Genomic DNA, 13,557 nt, shown 5'->3' on the forward strand with positions numbered 1-13,557 from the left:
GCAGCGCCTGGCGCTGCTTCCTCTTCAACCACTGCCTACCTTTGCCCTCGGGCAGGGCCTTCTCGCTCTCAGGTCTTCTGCGCACACAGAGCCGAACGAGAGGTGCCCCTGCTCCCTCTTCCCGCCTTCTCCGCGCCCGCCTGCTCCCCAGCCTGATCGCGAATCACGAACTCTGGTTTAGACCTCCTCGAATTTTGCTCCTGTGACCTTCGCGTGCTCCAGGGCTACCTTGATGTCCTCCGAGACGATGAGGGCAACTGTCCACCCCCAGGTGCGGAAGACCTTCGTGTTGCCCACCTTCGTGCGGTCAATCCGCATATCAACCACGTTCCGGTATTGGCCGAGCTTGTCCGGTCGCGCGTCCTCTGGCAGCCAGAACTCCACTTCATTTGAGGCATTGTCATCGATGCACCGGACAACCTTCGTAGCAACGAGGATTTGATATTCGTCTGGGTGGCCTTTGAGCTTCAAAGGGATGAGTTGCACATCATTGGGTGCCAGCTCCGCGAAGATGGCGGCCACCCGGATGTGGACAACGGGAGTCATGCCAACGCCTGCCATGCTGAAATCGCGCTGACGCCCAGGCTCACGAACAGAGAGCGTCAGGCGACCATCACTTCGGACGGGCCGCCCAGAACTAAACTCCCTGATGTCTTCCGGCTCCCGGCCCTGTCCGTTCAACGGTTCTCCCAGGTACCAGTTGCCGGCCTGTACGTCCTCTTTGAGCCTGAAGTATCGAGAGTGATTCGACATGGTGGACGCCCTCACTGCGTCACTTGCCCTGAGTCAAAAGCCTGTGGATTTCCGTTCCTTTGGTCACGGCCTCCTTGGCGAGCCTGCGAAGCTCAACCGTGAGGGCCTCGCGGCAATCTGCCACCTTCCGACAGCTCCCCAAAGCCTCGAGTAGTCGCTCCTGGACGCGTTCATGATACCGCTGCGGATGTGGCCCCTTGTGACCGACGACTTCCACGACGTTCTCGGGGTCCTTCAGCTCCATCCCAGCCCTCGTGAAGAGGTCCCGGAATCTCGGCGTCCAGGGCCCGCCGCGCGCCGCTGAGACTTCGTTCTTGTTCGTTGCGATGTGGTGGCGCTCGCCTTGGCTGCGCATCCCCCGACTCGCCATGGCCAGGGCGTTGGGGGCGAGCGCGATGGTGAAGCCTTCCGCCGCCACCGCGACCGACTGCACACTCCCCACCGCGGCGTACTGGAAGCCTGCCTGAGACTCCACGGCGAGCGCAGCCTGAGCGGAGCCCGGCAGTCTCACGGCCTTCGCGACCAACCCCGCCGTGCTGCCAATAGCGGCCGTGGCGAGCATCACGAAGACGCGTGCCGCATTCTCTCCGAGGATTTCGCCGTACGCCTCACCCGACGCACTGAGCTGCGCGAAAGTCGTGGCCTGGTCCACCTCGCGTACCAGGGTCAACCACCCGTCCAGCAGACGCCACATCGTGTCCACGCCCAGGTAGGCGATCGCGATGGCTGTCAGGGTAGCGGCCACGCCCTTGCTCACTGGCTCGGGGAGCGACCAGAGCAGCAGGTACATCGTCGCCGCGGCGGTGATTGTGGCCATGACCGCGCCGGGGTCCGTCATGCCCTCCAATGCCTCGGCTGTCTCCTCCCACACGGAGTCCATCGCGATGGCCAAGGCCCACGTGTACTTGCCGTCGCTGGCGAGCAGGGGGCCTTCCTCCAACAGCCGCAAGCAGTCTCCGGGTTGGTCCTTCCGCGAGCACCACTGCCCATAGGCGCGCGTCAGCTCGTCATCCGCGTAGGACTCCAGCAAGTGGGGTCCGTCCGCGTCTTCTCGACGCTGGGGGGTGAGGCGCGGGGGGCGACTCTCGTATCGGTACACCCCGCTGCGGGACGGCACGCCGAAGAGTTCTCGGGCCTCCTGCATGGGGCTGCGAAACGGGCGCATGTCCCGGGCCAGTTCCGCGATGGCCTCCTCGTATTCGCCGTCTTCGAGTTCGGCGGCGTCCAATTCCGCGCCTGGCTCCTCGCGAGGAGTCACGACGTAGGAGTCCGTTCCGGTATCCAGCCGAACGATTCGACTCGTCGCGCAGCCGGTGATGGCCGCGAGCAAGAGCAGCGGCGCCGCCCAGCGAAGCAACATGGTATGTCCCCCCAGCGAGTGGCCCGACACAGAGCGGGCGCACCCCTGCAATACCAGAGGATTCTGGCAGCCCGCCAAGGCTAACCCGCACCGCCTGGGGCCGGGCCTACCTCATGCTGCTGCGGCCGCACTCGGGTCCATGAGTTGGGGCTTGCTCACCACATCCACGGCAAGACTTACGCTCACCGCTGGAAACCAGGCCCCAGGGGCCACCCAAAGCCTGTCAATGAAGGTCCTCCGAATACCAGCCAACGGGAATGGCCTCTCGCGCGCACGCGCCTCGCGTCACGAGCACGGCCCCGAGCCACTCACCGCACGGTGAAGGCGCGCGACGCGCCGTAGTAAGGGCGCACGCGCCCATCCCAGCCCGACTTCCATTCGCCCTCATGCAGGATGCGATAGGTGCCTGGCGAGGCATCGCGAGGAATGCGCCACTCCACGAGGACGTGCGAGCACCCCAGCGTGGGCAGACAGTTCTCCCGCTCCCACCGGTAACGCGTCTCCCAGTCACTGTCATCCGCCACGTCCACCCAGGCGCCAATGGAGCCCTTGCGCTGCACGCGCAGGTACGAGTCCTCCAGGCGCAGGTCGTTCTTCGGATGCGCGCCCCAGAACGTGACGCGCACCGTGTCGCCGCGCGCGTAGGCCGGACGAGCGTCGGTGAGCACCTCACCGAACTCCACCCAGAGCAGCTTGTCGTCGAACACCACGCCGGGCTGGAGGCTGGCCTGGATGTAGCGCAGGTCCGGAGGCGTGGGGCCGGGTGACACGGGCTGCCCGTCGCGCAGCGCCACGGCGAGCCCGTCGAAGCCCTGCTGGAGCGCGGCGAGCGTCCAGGGCCCAAAGTGCGTGGACGCGCCTTCATAGGACTGGTGGGCATACTCCTCGCGCGTGGCCACATAGCCCGCGTAGTCGTTGGCGAGCCCCGCGATGACGACCTCGGTGACGCCGACGGGCCCCAGCCGCTCCAGCACCGTCTGACGCAGGCGGCGCCCGGCCATCGTCGTCACCTCGAAGGGCACGGCCACCAGCGCGAGCGAGCCCACGGTGACGAGCTGGAGGGGCAGCACGTTGGGCGTCCACGGGTGCGGCAGCATGCTGCCCATCTCCAGGACGATGGGCTTCTCACCCTGGCAGGGCGTGGTGGTGAGCGCGCAGGTGAACTGGCTCCAGAGGTCATGGAGGGTGGAGCACGACGCTCCCTCCACCCCATAGCCGGGCCCATCCTCCGCGCCCGCCAGCATCGACACACCGATGGCGGCGGGACACGTGCGGCGCGGCTGTCCATCCGTGTACGCGGGCGCTACGTCCACCGCGTCCATCTTCACGAAGGTGCGTCGGGAGTCCACGCCCCCGGTGAGCGGCGTCGTGGCGAGCGTCCACAGGTGCGCGGCGAAGTCGTGCTGGCGCCGCGCGGACAACTCCGTGTCCTCGAAGTCGTTGGCGCCGCCGCCATTCGTCCCGCCGAGCACGTTGGGCGTGACGTCCCCTTCGTTGGACTGGGCGAACGCGGCGACGAAGGTGTCACCCGCGTCGTGCGCCTTCTCGAAGAGATAGGAGGCAAGGCCCTTGTTGTCGCCGCTGATGAGGTGGTTGTCGTTGCCCATGGACGTGGCATGGACGGCGAACCAGTTGATGAGCCCCACGTCGCGTCCATCCGTCCGCGTCAGGCGCACCAGCGTCATCCGCGTGTCCACGTCGTGGGCGTAGCGGGCACGCTCGGCGGAGGGGTTGAACCGGTAGGCCTCCGGCGAGCGATTGCGACTGGCGCCCAGCAGCTCTCCCGTGGCCAGGCGCAGCGTGCCCGCTCCCAGCCGGGAGTGCGCGCGGGCAATGGAGGTGACGATGCCGGAGACGATGGCGTCGAAGCTCTGCGGCACGAAGCCGAAGGTGCTCAGGTTGTAGAAGGTGTGGTGCGAGAAGCCGCCCGGCCCCGAGTGCGTGTGCGTGGCGCTGATGAGGACGTTCTCATCGGAGTAGACGTCGCCGAAGCGGGCGCGCAGCTTCTCCACCACCTGCGTCTTCACCGCCTGGAAGACCATGCCCAGGTCCGCGCTCACGAAGGCCACACGCCGCCCGTTGCACGGCGAGACGATGACGAAGGCCCGCGAGCGCAGGCGCTGGTGGATGCCCGCCGTCTGCTGCGAGAGCTGGCCATAGCCCATCATCCCCACCTCGGCGGCGGGGCCGGTGATGTCCCCCATGCCCGCACCGATGAGGAAGCGCGTGTTGCCCGCACAGGTGTCGCCGGACGCACCGCGCAGCGGAGCGACAGCCCCCTGGGCCACCGTCCCCAGGACGAAGCTCAGCGCCAGGACGAGCCGGAACAGATGTGCGCGCATGCCTTCCTCCAAGGCGCATGGGACGCGCCGCTCCAGGGTGGAGCCCCTCATAAAGACTCTGCTGGGCCCCCGCACCCGTCCCGTCATCGCTCGTCAGCCGGCCCACACTCCCACCAGGCCCCAGGCACGCACGAATCACACCAGGAGTGCGTCCTCCCTGGGACATCACAAGGCCCCACCGGACGCACTCAAAACCGCCAATGACTGACGCGGTGAGCTGTCCTCGCGGGCCGCGAATCCGGGGTAGGTCCTCCACCCAACCCATGGAGTTCGCTGTGATTTTTGAACCAGAACGGCCCTCCAGTGCCACCTTCGTCACGCTCTGGATTACCCGTGTTCACAGCAAATCAATTGCACCCAACATTTCAGTCAGGGATTCCCACTAGATGTCGATTTACACTTTACCCAGAGTGAACCCGGGTATATCCAGTTTCCTCGCAAAACAAAGCACTCCCATCAGCCTTCCGGAGCAAGCCATGAAGCGACTGTCGTATCTGGTTGTCCTTGCGTGCGCGGTGCTTTCCACGACGGCGTCGGCGCAGTTGTCCACGCGTTGCTTCACGGATGATCAACTCACCACCTACACGCTGTCGCAGGGGCGCAACAACTGGGCCTACAACTGCGGCTACATCACCGCGGCGAAGCGCGACTTCCTGAACTCCGAAGGCGAGTACCAGGTGTTCTCCGGCGGCTGTTTCTCCTTCACCGCGACGGGGCCCACCGCCACGTGCACCTTCTACATTCCCGCCGACACCGCCGCGCCCTGCATCCCCAACCTGGTCAAGCTCGGCACCTGCGTGACGGGCTGCTACACGGCGAAGGAGAAGGTCTCCTTCGGTGGTGAGTACTGGCCCATCTCGGACGCCTACGCCGCGGGCGTGCGCACGGTGACGGCGCTCACCCAGGACGCGTCGCTCGTCGCTCCGACGACGGGAGAGCAGACCATCCGCGCCTTCGTGGCCGGAGACACCGTGGAGGACGTGTTCGCGCTCGAGACGGTGGACGGCCGCCGCGTCGAAGTCACCTCCGAGCACCCCATGGTCACCGCCTCCGGTGAGATGGTGAAGGCCAAGACGCTGCAGAAGGGCGACCTGCTGCTCGGCACCACGGGCGAGAAGGTGGAGCTGCGCGACGTCACCGTGTTCCGGTACGAGGGGAAGACCTGGAACGTGCAGCCGGTCAGCCACGAGAAGATTGAGAACGTGCTCGACGTGGAGGGCCTGTTGACGGGCTCGGTGCGCTTCCAGAACGAGTGGGCGGACGACCACTACCGCCTGTCGCTGCGTGACGAGGCCAGCGTCGACGGCCTCTGAGCAGCCTGCTTGAACCGACGCGAGAGCCCGCAGGGGGCATGGGCTCTCGCGTCCCACCGCGCTCGTCACTTCACGACAAGGACGCCATGCGAAGCATCCCAGGATGGTTTGCGAAGAAGGTGGCACGCGGTCTCGCGGTGGTGGCGCTGACCTGGAGTCCCCTGGTGCTCACGGGGACCGGGTGCGGCCCGACGGAGGACGCCTCCGAGCAGGAGGCGCCGCTCGACACCCGGGCGCACTCCTTCACGCCGATGGCGCCCTCGGGCGACTTCACCGCCCAGGTGACGCGCTACGAATACGAATTCGCGACGCAGACGGGCGCGGCGAAGTCCACGCTGTTGATGGACGTCTACCCCCCGGGCGGCGACTGCTTCGTGGTGAAGGCCCCCCAGGGCCTCACCGAGGTCCACTGGAATGGGAACCCCCCGCTGCGGTCCGAGTCCGTCGAGGACGGCATCCGCGTGTGTGGGCCGGGACTCTTCGCGGGCCAGGTGAAGCTGGAGGCGCGCTTCACCGTGCCCCTCCAGACGTATGACTTCACGCAGGTCGGCTTCTCCCGCCGCACGGACAAGGCGGGCAACACGTTCTCCTACCTGCTCAACTGGGTGGAGGGCTGCGACAGGTTCGGCCCCTGTGACGACCGCACGGACCAGCTCGCGCAGTATGTCTTCACCATCAAGCACGCGCAGAACGAGCGCGTGGTGTGCCCGGGCCAGCGCACCCGTCCGGACAACACCACGACGAAGTGCACGCTGACCGGGCTCACCAAGGCGCCCACGTACTCGTCCTTCGCCGTGGCCTCCAACCCCGCCTGGGTCCCCAGCACGTTCACGGAGGTGTCCAACAAGTTCAAGCTGGTGTTCTACGAGGTGCCCGGCGGGAAGCTGGCGGCCTCGCTCAACGCCAACGACGTGAAGGCGTACCTGCACTGGATTATCGGTGAGCTGGGGCCGCTGCCCTACGGCACGGAGCTGCGCGTCGCGGGCGCGCCCACGGAGTGGCTGGGCGTGGAGCACCCCGCCAACCTCATCCTCCGCGAGGACCTGCCGGACCTGCGGCGCGACTACGCGAACATGACGATGCACACGCTGATGCACGAGGTCGTGCACCAGTGGGCGGGCAATCGCACCACGCTGTCGCGGCCCTTCGACTTCGTGTGGAAGGAAGCCATCGCCGAATACCTCACGTACCTGTACGAGCTGCGCGCGCGCCCCTCGGGCGAGGCGGAGCAGACGCGCGCGTACTGGGACCGGCTGGCGCGCACCGCGGCGTACTACCCGCAGCCGCAGGATGACCCGCCGCCCGTCTTCCTCTCGCTCGCGTCGGACGTCTACGGCACCGGGCCCATGATTCTCTTCCTCCAACTGGAGCCGCTGCTCGGCCAGGACGCCGTCCTCCGGGGCATCAAGGGCTTCCTGTCCCAGCCCGGGGACCGGAGCGTCGACGACCTGCGCGCCGCGCTGGAGCAGGCATCAGGCAAGAACCTGGGCCCGTACTTCGACGCCTGGGTCCACGGCGCGGGTGACCCGGACTGGCCCTACTTCGAGGTGAGCACCGAGGAGGACGACGGCGACGTCACCCTCACCGCCCTCCAACGCTCGGTCTCCGGAACGCACTACCCCGTCGCGGTGGACGTGCTGCTCGAAGGCGCCACGCAATCCAAGCTCGTCACGCTCGACTACGGCCTGGAGCCCGAGTCGGACACCCTCCACGTGACGGTGCCCTTCCCCGAGCCCGTGCTGCAGGTGACGGTGGACCCGGAGAACCGGGTGGTCAACCGCAGGTTCCTCGGAGTCTCCGACGAGCCGCCTCCGCCGCGCTGGCTGTTCTAACCCCTCTCATCGAATCGCGTCGTCATCGACAAGGAGCGCAGGCCCCATGAACGGACATCCCCCCGAGAGCGCCAAGCCAAAGCCTCCCAGACGCTGGCGGATGATGGGACCCGGGCTCGCGTTGCTCGTCCTCGGAGGCACGGGGCTCTACGGACTCGTCACCCTGAAGGGCGCCGACACGCCCTCCACCCCGCCGCCTCCCGCCGACACGGCGTCCCAGGCGCACAAGCCCACGAGTTCTCCACAGCCCACCGCGGCGCTCCCGCGACACCCGGGCACGCCCGCTCCCACGCCGTCCGAGGCCGCGCCAGCCACCGACGAGGCCCGGGTGGCGAAGGAGCAGCGAGAGGCCGCGCGGGTGTCCGCGAGGGAGTACCGGGCCGGACGCTTCAACGCATTCTTCCGCAAGGAGGTCTTCGTCGAGGAGCTCACGCGGGAAGGCGGCGCGCGCATCATCGGCTTGAGGAACGAGCTGGCGGACCCCACGGCGCTCCAGCAGCTGCCGGCCGGCGCCCAGTTCCTGGAGACCAAGCCCGAGCCGGTGCTGGAGCGCATGGCGATGATTGACCTGCTCTTCGAACTGGCACCCCAGGAGCCCACCGCCCGCGAGGCGATGACGTCGCTGGCGCTGTCGCCCATCGACAGCGCGCTGCCGGACTCGGTGAAGAAGGGGCTCGTCGGAGAGAAGTACGACCTGCTGTTCCGGCTCGCGCAGGTGGACCGGCAGCTGGCCGTCGACACGTACTCGAAGCTGGAGAACCCCCGGCTCAGGAACCTGCTGCGCGAGGCGCTCGTCGCCGGACTGGCGGAGTCGGGGGCCAGCCCCGACGAAGTCCAGCGGATGACAGCACACCTCTAATCCGCGGCCGTGATGGGCCCAGGAGCACCCTGTCCGCCGAGGGCGGAGGGGGCCTCGTGTGTCCCGAAGTGCCAGCGAGGAGGGCTCGCCCACCCATCCGGAGACAGGGTGGTCGCGCCCGCGCTGGAGCCGTGAAGCAACACCCACCAGAAGACAGGAGCGCGTCGTGACTCGGACTTGGAAACAGGGATTGATTGGAGCGTGCTGTGCCGTCGTGGGCGTCGCGTGCGGCGACGTCCCGGCGGACCCGGCCGAGGCGCGGGACAGCACCCGGCAAGCTCGGCAGACTCGGCAGGACGCCCTCGCCGCGCTGGGCCGCGTGGAAGTGGTCGACGTGGGGAAGGACGGCACCCCCAGCTTCATCCGGGGACGGTTGGGCACGGCGGACACCGCGCTCGCGGCGCTCAAGGCCGGTGACGCGCTCGCGCCCGCGCTGCGCGCCATCGCCCCGGTGTTCGGGCTGCGCGCGGAGGAGCTGACGGTGCGCTCCAGCCGCGTGGATGACCTGGGCTTCACGCACATCCGCTATGACCAGACGCGCCAGGGCATCCGCGTCGTGGGGGGCGAGCTGGTGCTGCACGTCAACACGGCGGGCCTGGTGTACGCGGCCAATGGCTCGGCCCGAGGCGCTGGTGAGCCCGCGACGCTCGCGCGGTTCCCCATCGACGACGTGAAGCGCGCGGCGCTGGAGGGGCTCGACACGCTCGTCGTCGAGGGCGAGCCCCGCTTCGTCTACTTCCTGGGCGCCGAGGGCTCGCTGGCCTCCGCCTGGGAGGTGACGCGCGCGGGCACTCGCGAGGATGCGCCCGCCAGGGACCGCGTCTACGTGGACGCGGCGTCGGGCCGGGTGCTCGACGTGCAGCCGCTCATCCACTCCGCCCAGAATCGTCGAATCCACTCGGCCAACAACCAGTGGACCACGCCCGGCACCCTGCGCCGCATCGAGCTCGGCGCGGCCACGGGCGACAACCACGTCGACGTGAACTACGACCACGTCGGCACGACGTACGCCTGCTACGAGACGATTTTCGGTCGCGACTCGTTCGATGACCGGGGCGCCACCATCACCAGCACCGTGCACTACGGCGCCTCGTACGTGAATGCGTACTGGGACGGCATTCAAATCGTGTTCGGCGATGGCGACGGGGTGAACTCCGGTCAGCTCGGCCTGGATTTGGACGTGGTGTCCCACGAAATCACCCACGCCGTGACGCAGTACGAGTCGGGGCTCGTGTACCGCAACGAGTCCGGCGCGCTCAACGAGAGCCTGTCGGACATCGCCGCCGCCATCTGCGAGAGCTGGGCTCGCGGCGGCGCCATCGACGCGGACGTCTGGAAGATTGGCGAGGACATCTGGACGCCGAACATCGGCGGGGATGCGCTGCGCTACATGGACAACCCCACGCGGGACGGCTCGTCCAAGGACTACTACCCCGAGCGCTACACGGGCACCGCGGACAACGGCGGTGTGCACTGGAACTCGGGCATCCAGAACCTGGTCTTCAAGCTGCTCGTGACGGGCGGCACGCACCCGCGCGGCAAGACCCCCATCAACGTGGCGGGCGTGGGCATGAACCGCGCGGCGCAGACCTTCTACTTCGCCGCGACGAACTACTACACGTCGACCACGACGATGTCCCAGGCCAAGGCCTACACCGTCCAGGCCGCCCAGGACCGCTACGACGCCTCCGTCGTGAACGCGGTGCGTGACGCCTGGGGCGCCGCGGGCGTGCCGTAGGCGACTCCAAGCGCAGTCCATTCCCAATCACCTCAAGGAGAACCCATGAAGAATGTCTTCATCGCCGTCGCAGTCTTCTCTGTCTGTCTTTCGAGCACCGCCCTGGCGCAGCTGTCCACGCGATGCTTCCAGGATGACCAGCTCACCACGATTGACCTCGCGCGGGGCCGCAACGCCTGGGCCCGCAGGTGCGGCCTCATCACCGCCACGCGCGAGGCGTACCTGAACACGGAGAACGAGTACCAGGTCTTCACCAACGGTTGCTTCGCGTACCCGGCCGTGCCCGCGGGCTCGTCCTGTACGTTCTTCGTCCCCGCCGTCGAGTCCGCGGAGTGCATCACCGGCCTGAACAAGCTGGGCACCTGCGTCGCCGGCTGCACCACGCCCAGCCAGAAGGTCGCCTTCGGTGGGCGGATGCTGCCGGTGCCGGAGGCGTACGCGTCCGGCCTCACCACCGTGACGGCCCTGAGCCCTGACTCAGAGGCGGGCTTCCTGCGTTATGGCGAGCAGACCATCCGCAGCTTCGTCGCGGGCGACACGCAGGAGGATATCTTCACCCTGGAGACCCAGGAGGGTCGCCGCCTGGAAGTGACGGCGGAGCACCCGATGGTCCTGGAGGACGGGACGATGGTGAAGGCCCGCACGCTGCAGGCCGGCGACACGCTGCTGGGCGCCGACGGCGTGAAGCTGCACCTGAGCCGCGTCACCGTCTTCAACTTCAAGGGCCAGGTCTGGAACGTCCGGCCGGAGAGCCAGGTGAAGCTCGAGAACGTGATGAACGCGGAGGGCTTCCTCACCGGCTCCGTGCGCTTCCAGAACGAGTGGGCCCAGGACGACTACCGCCTGTCCCTGCGTGACGACGTGGACGTCAGCGGCCTGTAGGCCCGCGCGTTGAGCCCTCGGGTTGGGACTCCGGCTGTGTGAATCGCCGGAGTCCCAGCCTCCCTCAGCGGGGCGCGTCGGGGGTGAGCGGCTGAAGGGGGCACTGCTCGACGGGCAGGAAGCACGGGGCCGAGAAACCGCAGTCCTGGGCGCAGAGGAAGCGGTTCTCGATGCCGCTGCAGAGGCCATCCCCACAGAAGCCGCAGTCATTCAGACAGCTGCTCCACGTCTCCGAGCCCGTGCAGAAATTGTCCCCGCAGTAGCCACAGTCCGCGGCGCAACTGAACACGTCCTCCGTCCCATTGCAGGCGCCGTCTCCACACGCCGAGCCGCAATCCCCGGGACAGTTGGCGGTGGACTCGCCCGCGCCGCACGTCCCGTTGCCGCAGGGATTGGGGCAGCCGCAGTCGACGGGGCACGAGTACGCCGACTCGCCATTGCACCAGCCGTCTCCGCAGTAGCAATCGGAGGGACACGTCCCCTCGCTCTCGCCGAAGTCACACGTTCCGTTTCCGCACACGGTGGGCGCGCCGCAGTCCCAGGAGCAGCTCCACGAGTCCTCGAGCGGGCCGCAGTACCCGTCGCCGCAGGAGTTCTCGCACTCGTAATAGGGGCACTGGGGCTGCAGCGGATCCACCACCTCGCCCGGCCGGAGGTACTGCAGCGGGCACTGGCAGTAGGGGAGTGCCTGGGAGGACTCACCGAGCGCTTCACTCGAACCCGTGGGGTCCACGGGATTGCAGGCCACCCACGTCAGGCAGGCCACGACCACCGCGAGACGCTGGACGAAGCGGCCAGGGGCCGCCGCGCTCATGTAGGGCCCGCCGAGTGACGCGGGGCGTGCTGGAGCCACATGGGCCACGCGGGCTCTGAGTCGTCCAGGTACGCCAGCACGGAGCCCCTCGGGAGCGACACGGTGCTCGCCGCCACGCACGAGCCGAGCATGACGAGCCCCGCCACACAGGGCGCGCTGGCGGAGACGGGCACGAAGAACTGACAGCTGTTCGTGGAGCACGGGTACTGGAAACAGCCGTTGGCGAAGACCTGGTACTCGCTGTCCGCGTTGAGGATGGCCTCCTTCGCGGCGGAGATGTAGCCGCACTTGCGCGCCCACGCGTTGCGCCCCGGGACTTGCTGCGGCGTGAGGTTGTCATCCCCACCGCACCGGCCACTGAGCTGCGCCCAGGAGGGGCTCGCGAAGCCGACGAAGACCAGACCAACGACGAGCCAGAGCTGCTTCATGCCAACCTCCACGAGGGGTGCATCTCAAGGTGCCGCGAAAAACCGACGTCGCTGCCGAGCCGAGCGCGGCTAGGGCTCACCACGAGTCGTGGAGCCCAGGAGGACCTCCACGGAATCCGGCGTCGTCCACGCCAGGTCGGGGAAGCCATCCGCGTCCAGGTCCTCGGCGACCAGGGACGTGGGCGTCACACTGGACGCCACGCGCATCGGAGCCCCCAGCTGGCCGTCCGCCGCTCCGAGCAGCAGGTAGACGCCTCCGGACATCCCGGCGTGGGCGATGTCGCTGCGCCCGTCCTGGTTGAAGTCCGCGACCACCACCTCTCCTGGCTCGTTGGCGAGGATGGATTGGGTGGAGGTGAAGCCGCCCTTGCCGTCGCCCAGGTGCAGGGAGAGGTAGCCACTGTCCGACAGGCCGTGGGTGATGACGAGGTCCAGCCTGCCGTCGCCATTCACCTCCACGGGAGCGAGCCGGAAGGGCTCGTCATCCGCGGACCCGCTGAGCTTGAGCGGAGGGACGGCGGTCAGCTTCTCGTCCTTCCTGGCGAGCAGGATGTCCACGGTGAAGCTGTTGGTGTTGAGCACCAGGACGTCGGGCAGCGCGTCGTCGTTCACGTCCGCGACCACCAAATCCCGAGGCAGTCCGGTGACGGAATGCGGCACGGCCTCACCGAAGGAGCCGTCTCCCCGGCCCTTGAGGGAGGTGATGTTCCAGAAGCCCGCCGAGCCCGCGTTCTTGGTTATCGCGTCGAGGTGCCCGTCCCCATCCAGGTCCGCCACCCGCACCTGCTGCGAGTGATTGCCCAGCGAGTAGGGGATTCCCGCCAGGAACGCGCCCTCCGCCGCGCCCAGGCGCACCGTGAGGGCGTTGGAGAAGTGGCCGACGATGAGCAGGTCCTGGCGGCCGTCACCATTCACGTCGCTGACGGCCACGTCCATGGGCGTGGTCCCCGCGGCGAGGCACCGGGGCGCCGCGAAGCCTCCCCTCCCCACCCCCTGGTGGATGCAGACATGCTCCTCCTGCGAGGCCACGAGGACCAGGTCCTTCACGCCGTCGCCGTCCACGTCCGCGACGTGCAGCCCTCTCGCCTTGGAGCCTCCCGCCGACAGCGTCACGCGGGCCTCCGGGAAGCCGAGCCATTGGGCTTCCGCGAGGACTCGCGGGGAGATGGTGGAGGACGTACACGCCAGCCCCGCGCAGCAGCCCAGCAGGAGGTGGTGGAAGCGGAACATGGTGCG

11 protein-coding genes are annotated in these 13,557 nt (G+C 68.0%); 5 read left to right on the plus strand and 6 right to left on the minus strand.

The window, feature by feature from the left end:
• Window positions 1-177: 177 nt before the first annotated feature.
• The 3 genes from HUA75_RS26080 to HUA75_RS26090 form a co-directional block, all read right to left on the minus strand.
• The gene (locus tag HUA75_RS26080; RefSeq protein ID WP_141643437.1) at window positions 178-753 is read right to left on the minus strand and encodes an imm11 family protein; all 576 of its coding nucleotides are present in this window, start codon (window positions 751-753) and stop codon (window positions 178-180) included.
• 19 nt (window positions 754-772) lie between these two features.
• Window positions 773-2,113, minus strand: a complete 1,341-nt coding sequence (locus HUA75_RS26085; protein ID WP_174487914.1) for an AHH domain-containing protein — start codon at window positions 2,111-2,113, stop codon at window positions 773-775.
• A 308-nt stretch (window positions 2,114-2,421) separates the two neighbouring features.
• Window positions 2,422-4,455: a neutral/alkaline ceramidase gene (locus HUA75_RS26090; protein ID WP_174487915.1), complete on the minus strand. Its 2,034-nt coding sequence runs from the start codon at window positions 4,453-4,455 to the stop codon at window positions 2,422-2,424.
• A 476-nt stretch (window positions 4,456-4,931) separates the two neighbouring features.
• Here HUA75_RS26090 and HUA75_RS26095 point away from each other — a divergent pair, with 476 nt between their 5' ends.
• From HUA75_RS26095 to HUA75_RS26115, 5 genes are all read left to right on the plus strand, one after another.
• A complete protein-coding gene (locus HUA75_RS26095; RefSeq protein WP_141643440.1) occupies window positions 4,932-5,768 on the plus strand; it encodes a Hint domain-containing protein in 837 nt (278 codons plus the stop codon).
• A gap of 86 nt (window positions 5,769-5,854) precedes the next feature.
• Window positions 5,855-7,600: a M1 family aminopeptidase gene (locus HUA75_RS26100; protein WP_174487916.1), complete on the plus strand. Its 1,746-nt coding sequence runs from the start codon at window positions 5,855-5,857 to the stop codon at window positions 7,598-7,600.
• 46 nt (window positions 7,601-7,646) lie between these two features.
• The gene (locus HUA75_RS26105) at window positions 7,647-8,459 is read left to right on the plus strand and encodes a hypothetical protein (protein ID WP_174487917.1); all 813 of its coding nucleotides are present in this window, start codon (window positions 7,647-7,649) and stop codon (window positions 8,457-8,459) included.
• A gap of 166 nt (window positions 8,460-8,625) precedes the next feature.
• Window positions 8,626-10,197 (plus strand): M4 family metallopeptidase, encoded by a 1,572-nt coding sequence (locus HUA75_RS26110; RefSeq protein WP_371746194.1) that lies wholly within the window; start codon window positions 8,626-8,628, stop codon window positions 10,195-10,197.
• Window positions 10,198-10,242: 45 nt separating this feature from the next.
• Window positions 10,243-11,079 carry a Hint domain-containing protein gene (locus HUA75_RS26115; protein ID WP_141643443.1) on the plus strand — a complete coding sequence of 279 codons (837 nt, stop codon included), beginning with the start codon at window positions 10,243-10,245 and terminating at the stop codon, window positions 11,077-11,079.
• A 64-nt stretch (window positions 11,080-11,143) separates the two neighbouring features.
• Here the strand turns inward: HUA75_RS26115 and HUA75_RS26120 are convergent, their stop codons facing one another.
• The 3 genes from HUA75_RS26120 to HUA75_RS26130 all read right to left on the minus strand — a co-directional run bounded on the left by HUA75_RS26120 (window position 11,144) and on the right by HUA75_RS26130 (window position 13,551).
• Window positions 11,144-11,893, minus strand: coding sequence for a hypothetical protein (locus HUA75_RS26120; RefSeq protein ID WP_174487918.1), 750 nt, complete (start codon window positions 11,891-11,893; stop codon window positions 11,144-11,146).
• Window positions 11,890-12,321 carry a hypothetical protein gene (locus HUA75_RS26125; protein WP_141643445.1) on the minus strand — a complete coding sequence of 144 codons (432 nt, stop codon included), beginning with the start codon at window positions 12,319-12,321 and terminating at the stop codon, window positions 11,890-11,892. Before HUA75_RS26125 ends, HUA75_RS26120 begins: the two co-directional genes overlap by 4 nt.
• Before the next feature lie 69 nt (window positions 12,322-12,390).
• Window positions 12,391-13,551, minus strand: a complete 1,161-nt coding sequence (locus HUA75_RS26130; protein WP_174487919.1) for a VCBS repeat-containing protein — start codon at window positions 13,549-13,551, stop codon at window positions 12,391-12,393.
• Between the last annotated feature and the right edge of the window lie 6 nt (window positions 13,552-13,557).

Source organism: Myxococcus sp. CA040A (assembly GCF_013336725.1).
Lineage (GTDB): Bacteria > Myxococcota > Myxococcia > Myxococcales > Myxococcaceae > Myxococcus > Myxococcus llanfairpwllgwyngyllgogerychwyrndrobwllllantysiliogogogochensis.

Excerpts from the sequence above, each read along its gene's own strand:
- HUA75_RS26080 (WP_141643437.1), bottom strand. The coding sequence starts at position 753 with ATGTCGAATCACTCTCGATACTTCAGGCTCAAAGAGGACGTACAGGCC.
- HUA75_RS26085 (WP_174487914.1), bottom strand. The coding sequence starts at position 2,113 with ATGTTGCTTCGCTGGGCGGCGCCGCTGCTCTTGCTCGCGGCCATCACC.
- HUA75_RS26090 (WP_174487915.1), bottom strand. The coding sequence starts at position 4,455 with ATGCGCGCACATCTGTTCCGGCTCGTCCTGGCGCTGAGCTTCGTCCTG.
- HUA75_RS26095 (WP_141643440.1), top strand. The coding sequence starts at position 4,932 with ATGAAGCGACTGTCGTATCTGGTTGTCCTTGCGTGCGCGGTGCTTTCC.
- HUA75_RS26100 (WP_174487916.1), top strand. The coding sequence starts at position 5,855 with ATGCGAAGCATCCCAGGATGGTTTGCGAAGAAGGTGGCACGCGGTCTC.
- HUA75_RS26105 (WP_174487917.1), top strand. The coding sequence starts at position 7,647 with ATGAACGGACATCCCCCCGAGAGCGCCAAGCCAAAGCCTCCCAGACGC.
- HUA75_RS26115 (WP_141643443.1), top strand. The coding sequence starts at position 10,243 with ATGAAGAATGTCTTCATCGCCGTCGCAGTCTTCTCTGTCTGTCTTTCG.
- HUA75_RS26120 (WP_174487918.1), bottom strand. The coding sequence starts at position 11,893 with ATGAGCGCGGCGGCCCCTGGCCGCTTCGTCCAGCGTCTCGCGGTGGTC.
- HUA75_RS26125 (WP_141643445.1), bottom strand. The coding sequence starts at position 12,321 with ATGAAGCAGCTCTGGCTCGTCGTTGGTCTGGTCTTCGTCGGCTTCGCG.
- HUA75_RS26130 (WP_174487919.1), bottom strand. The coding sequence starts at position 13,551 with ATGTTCCGCTTCCACCACCTCCTGCTGGGCTGCTGCGCGGGGCTGGCG.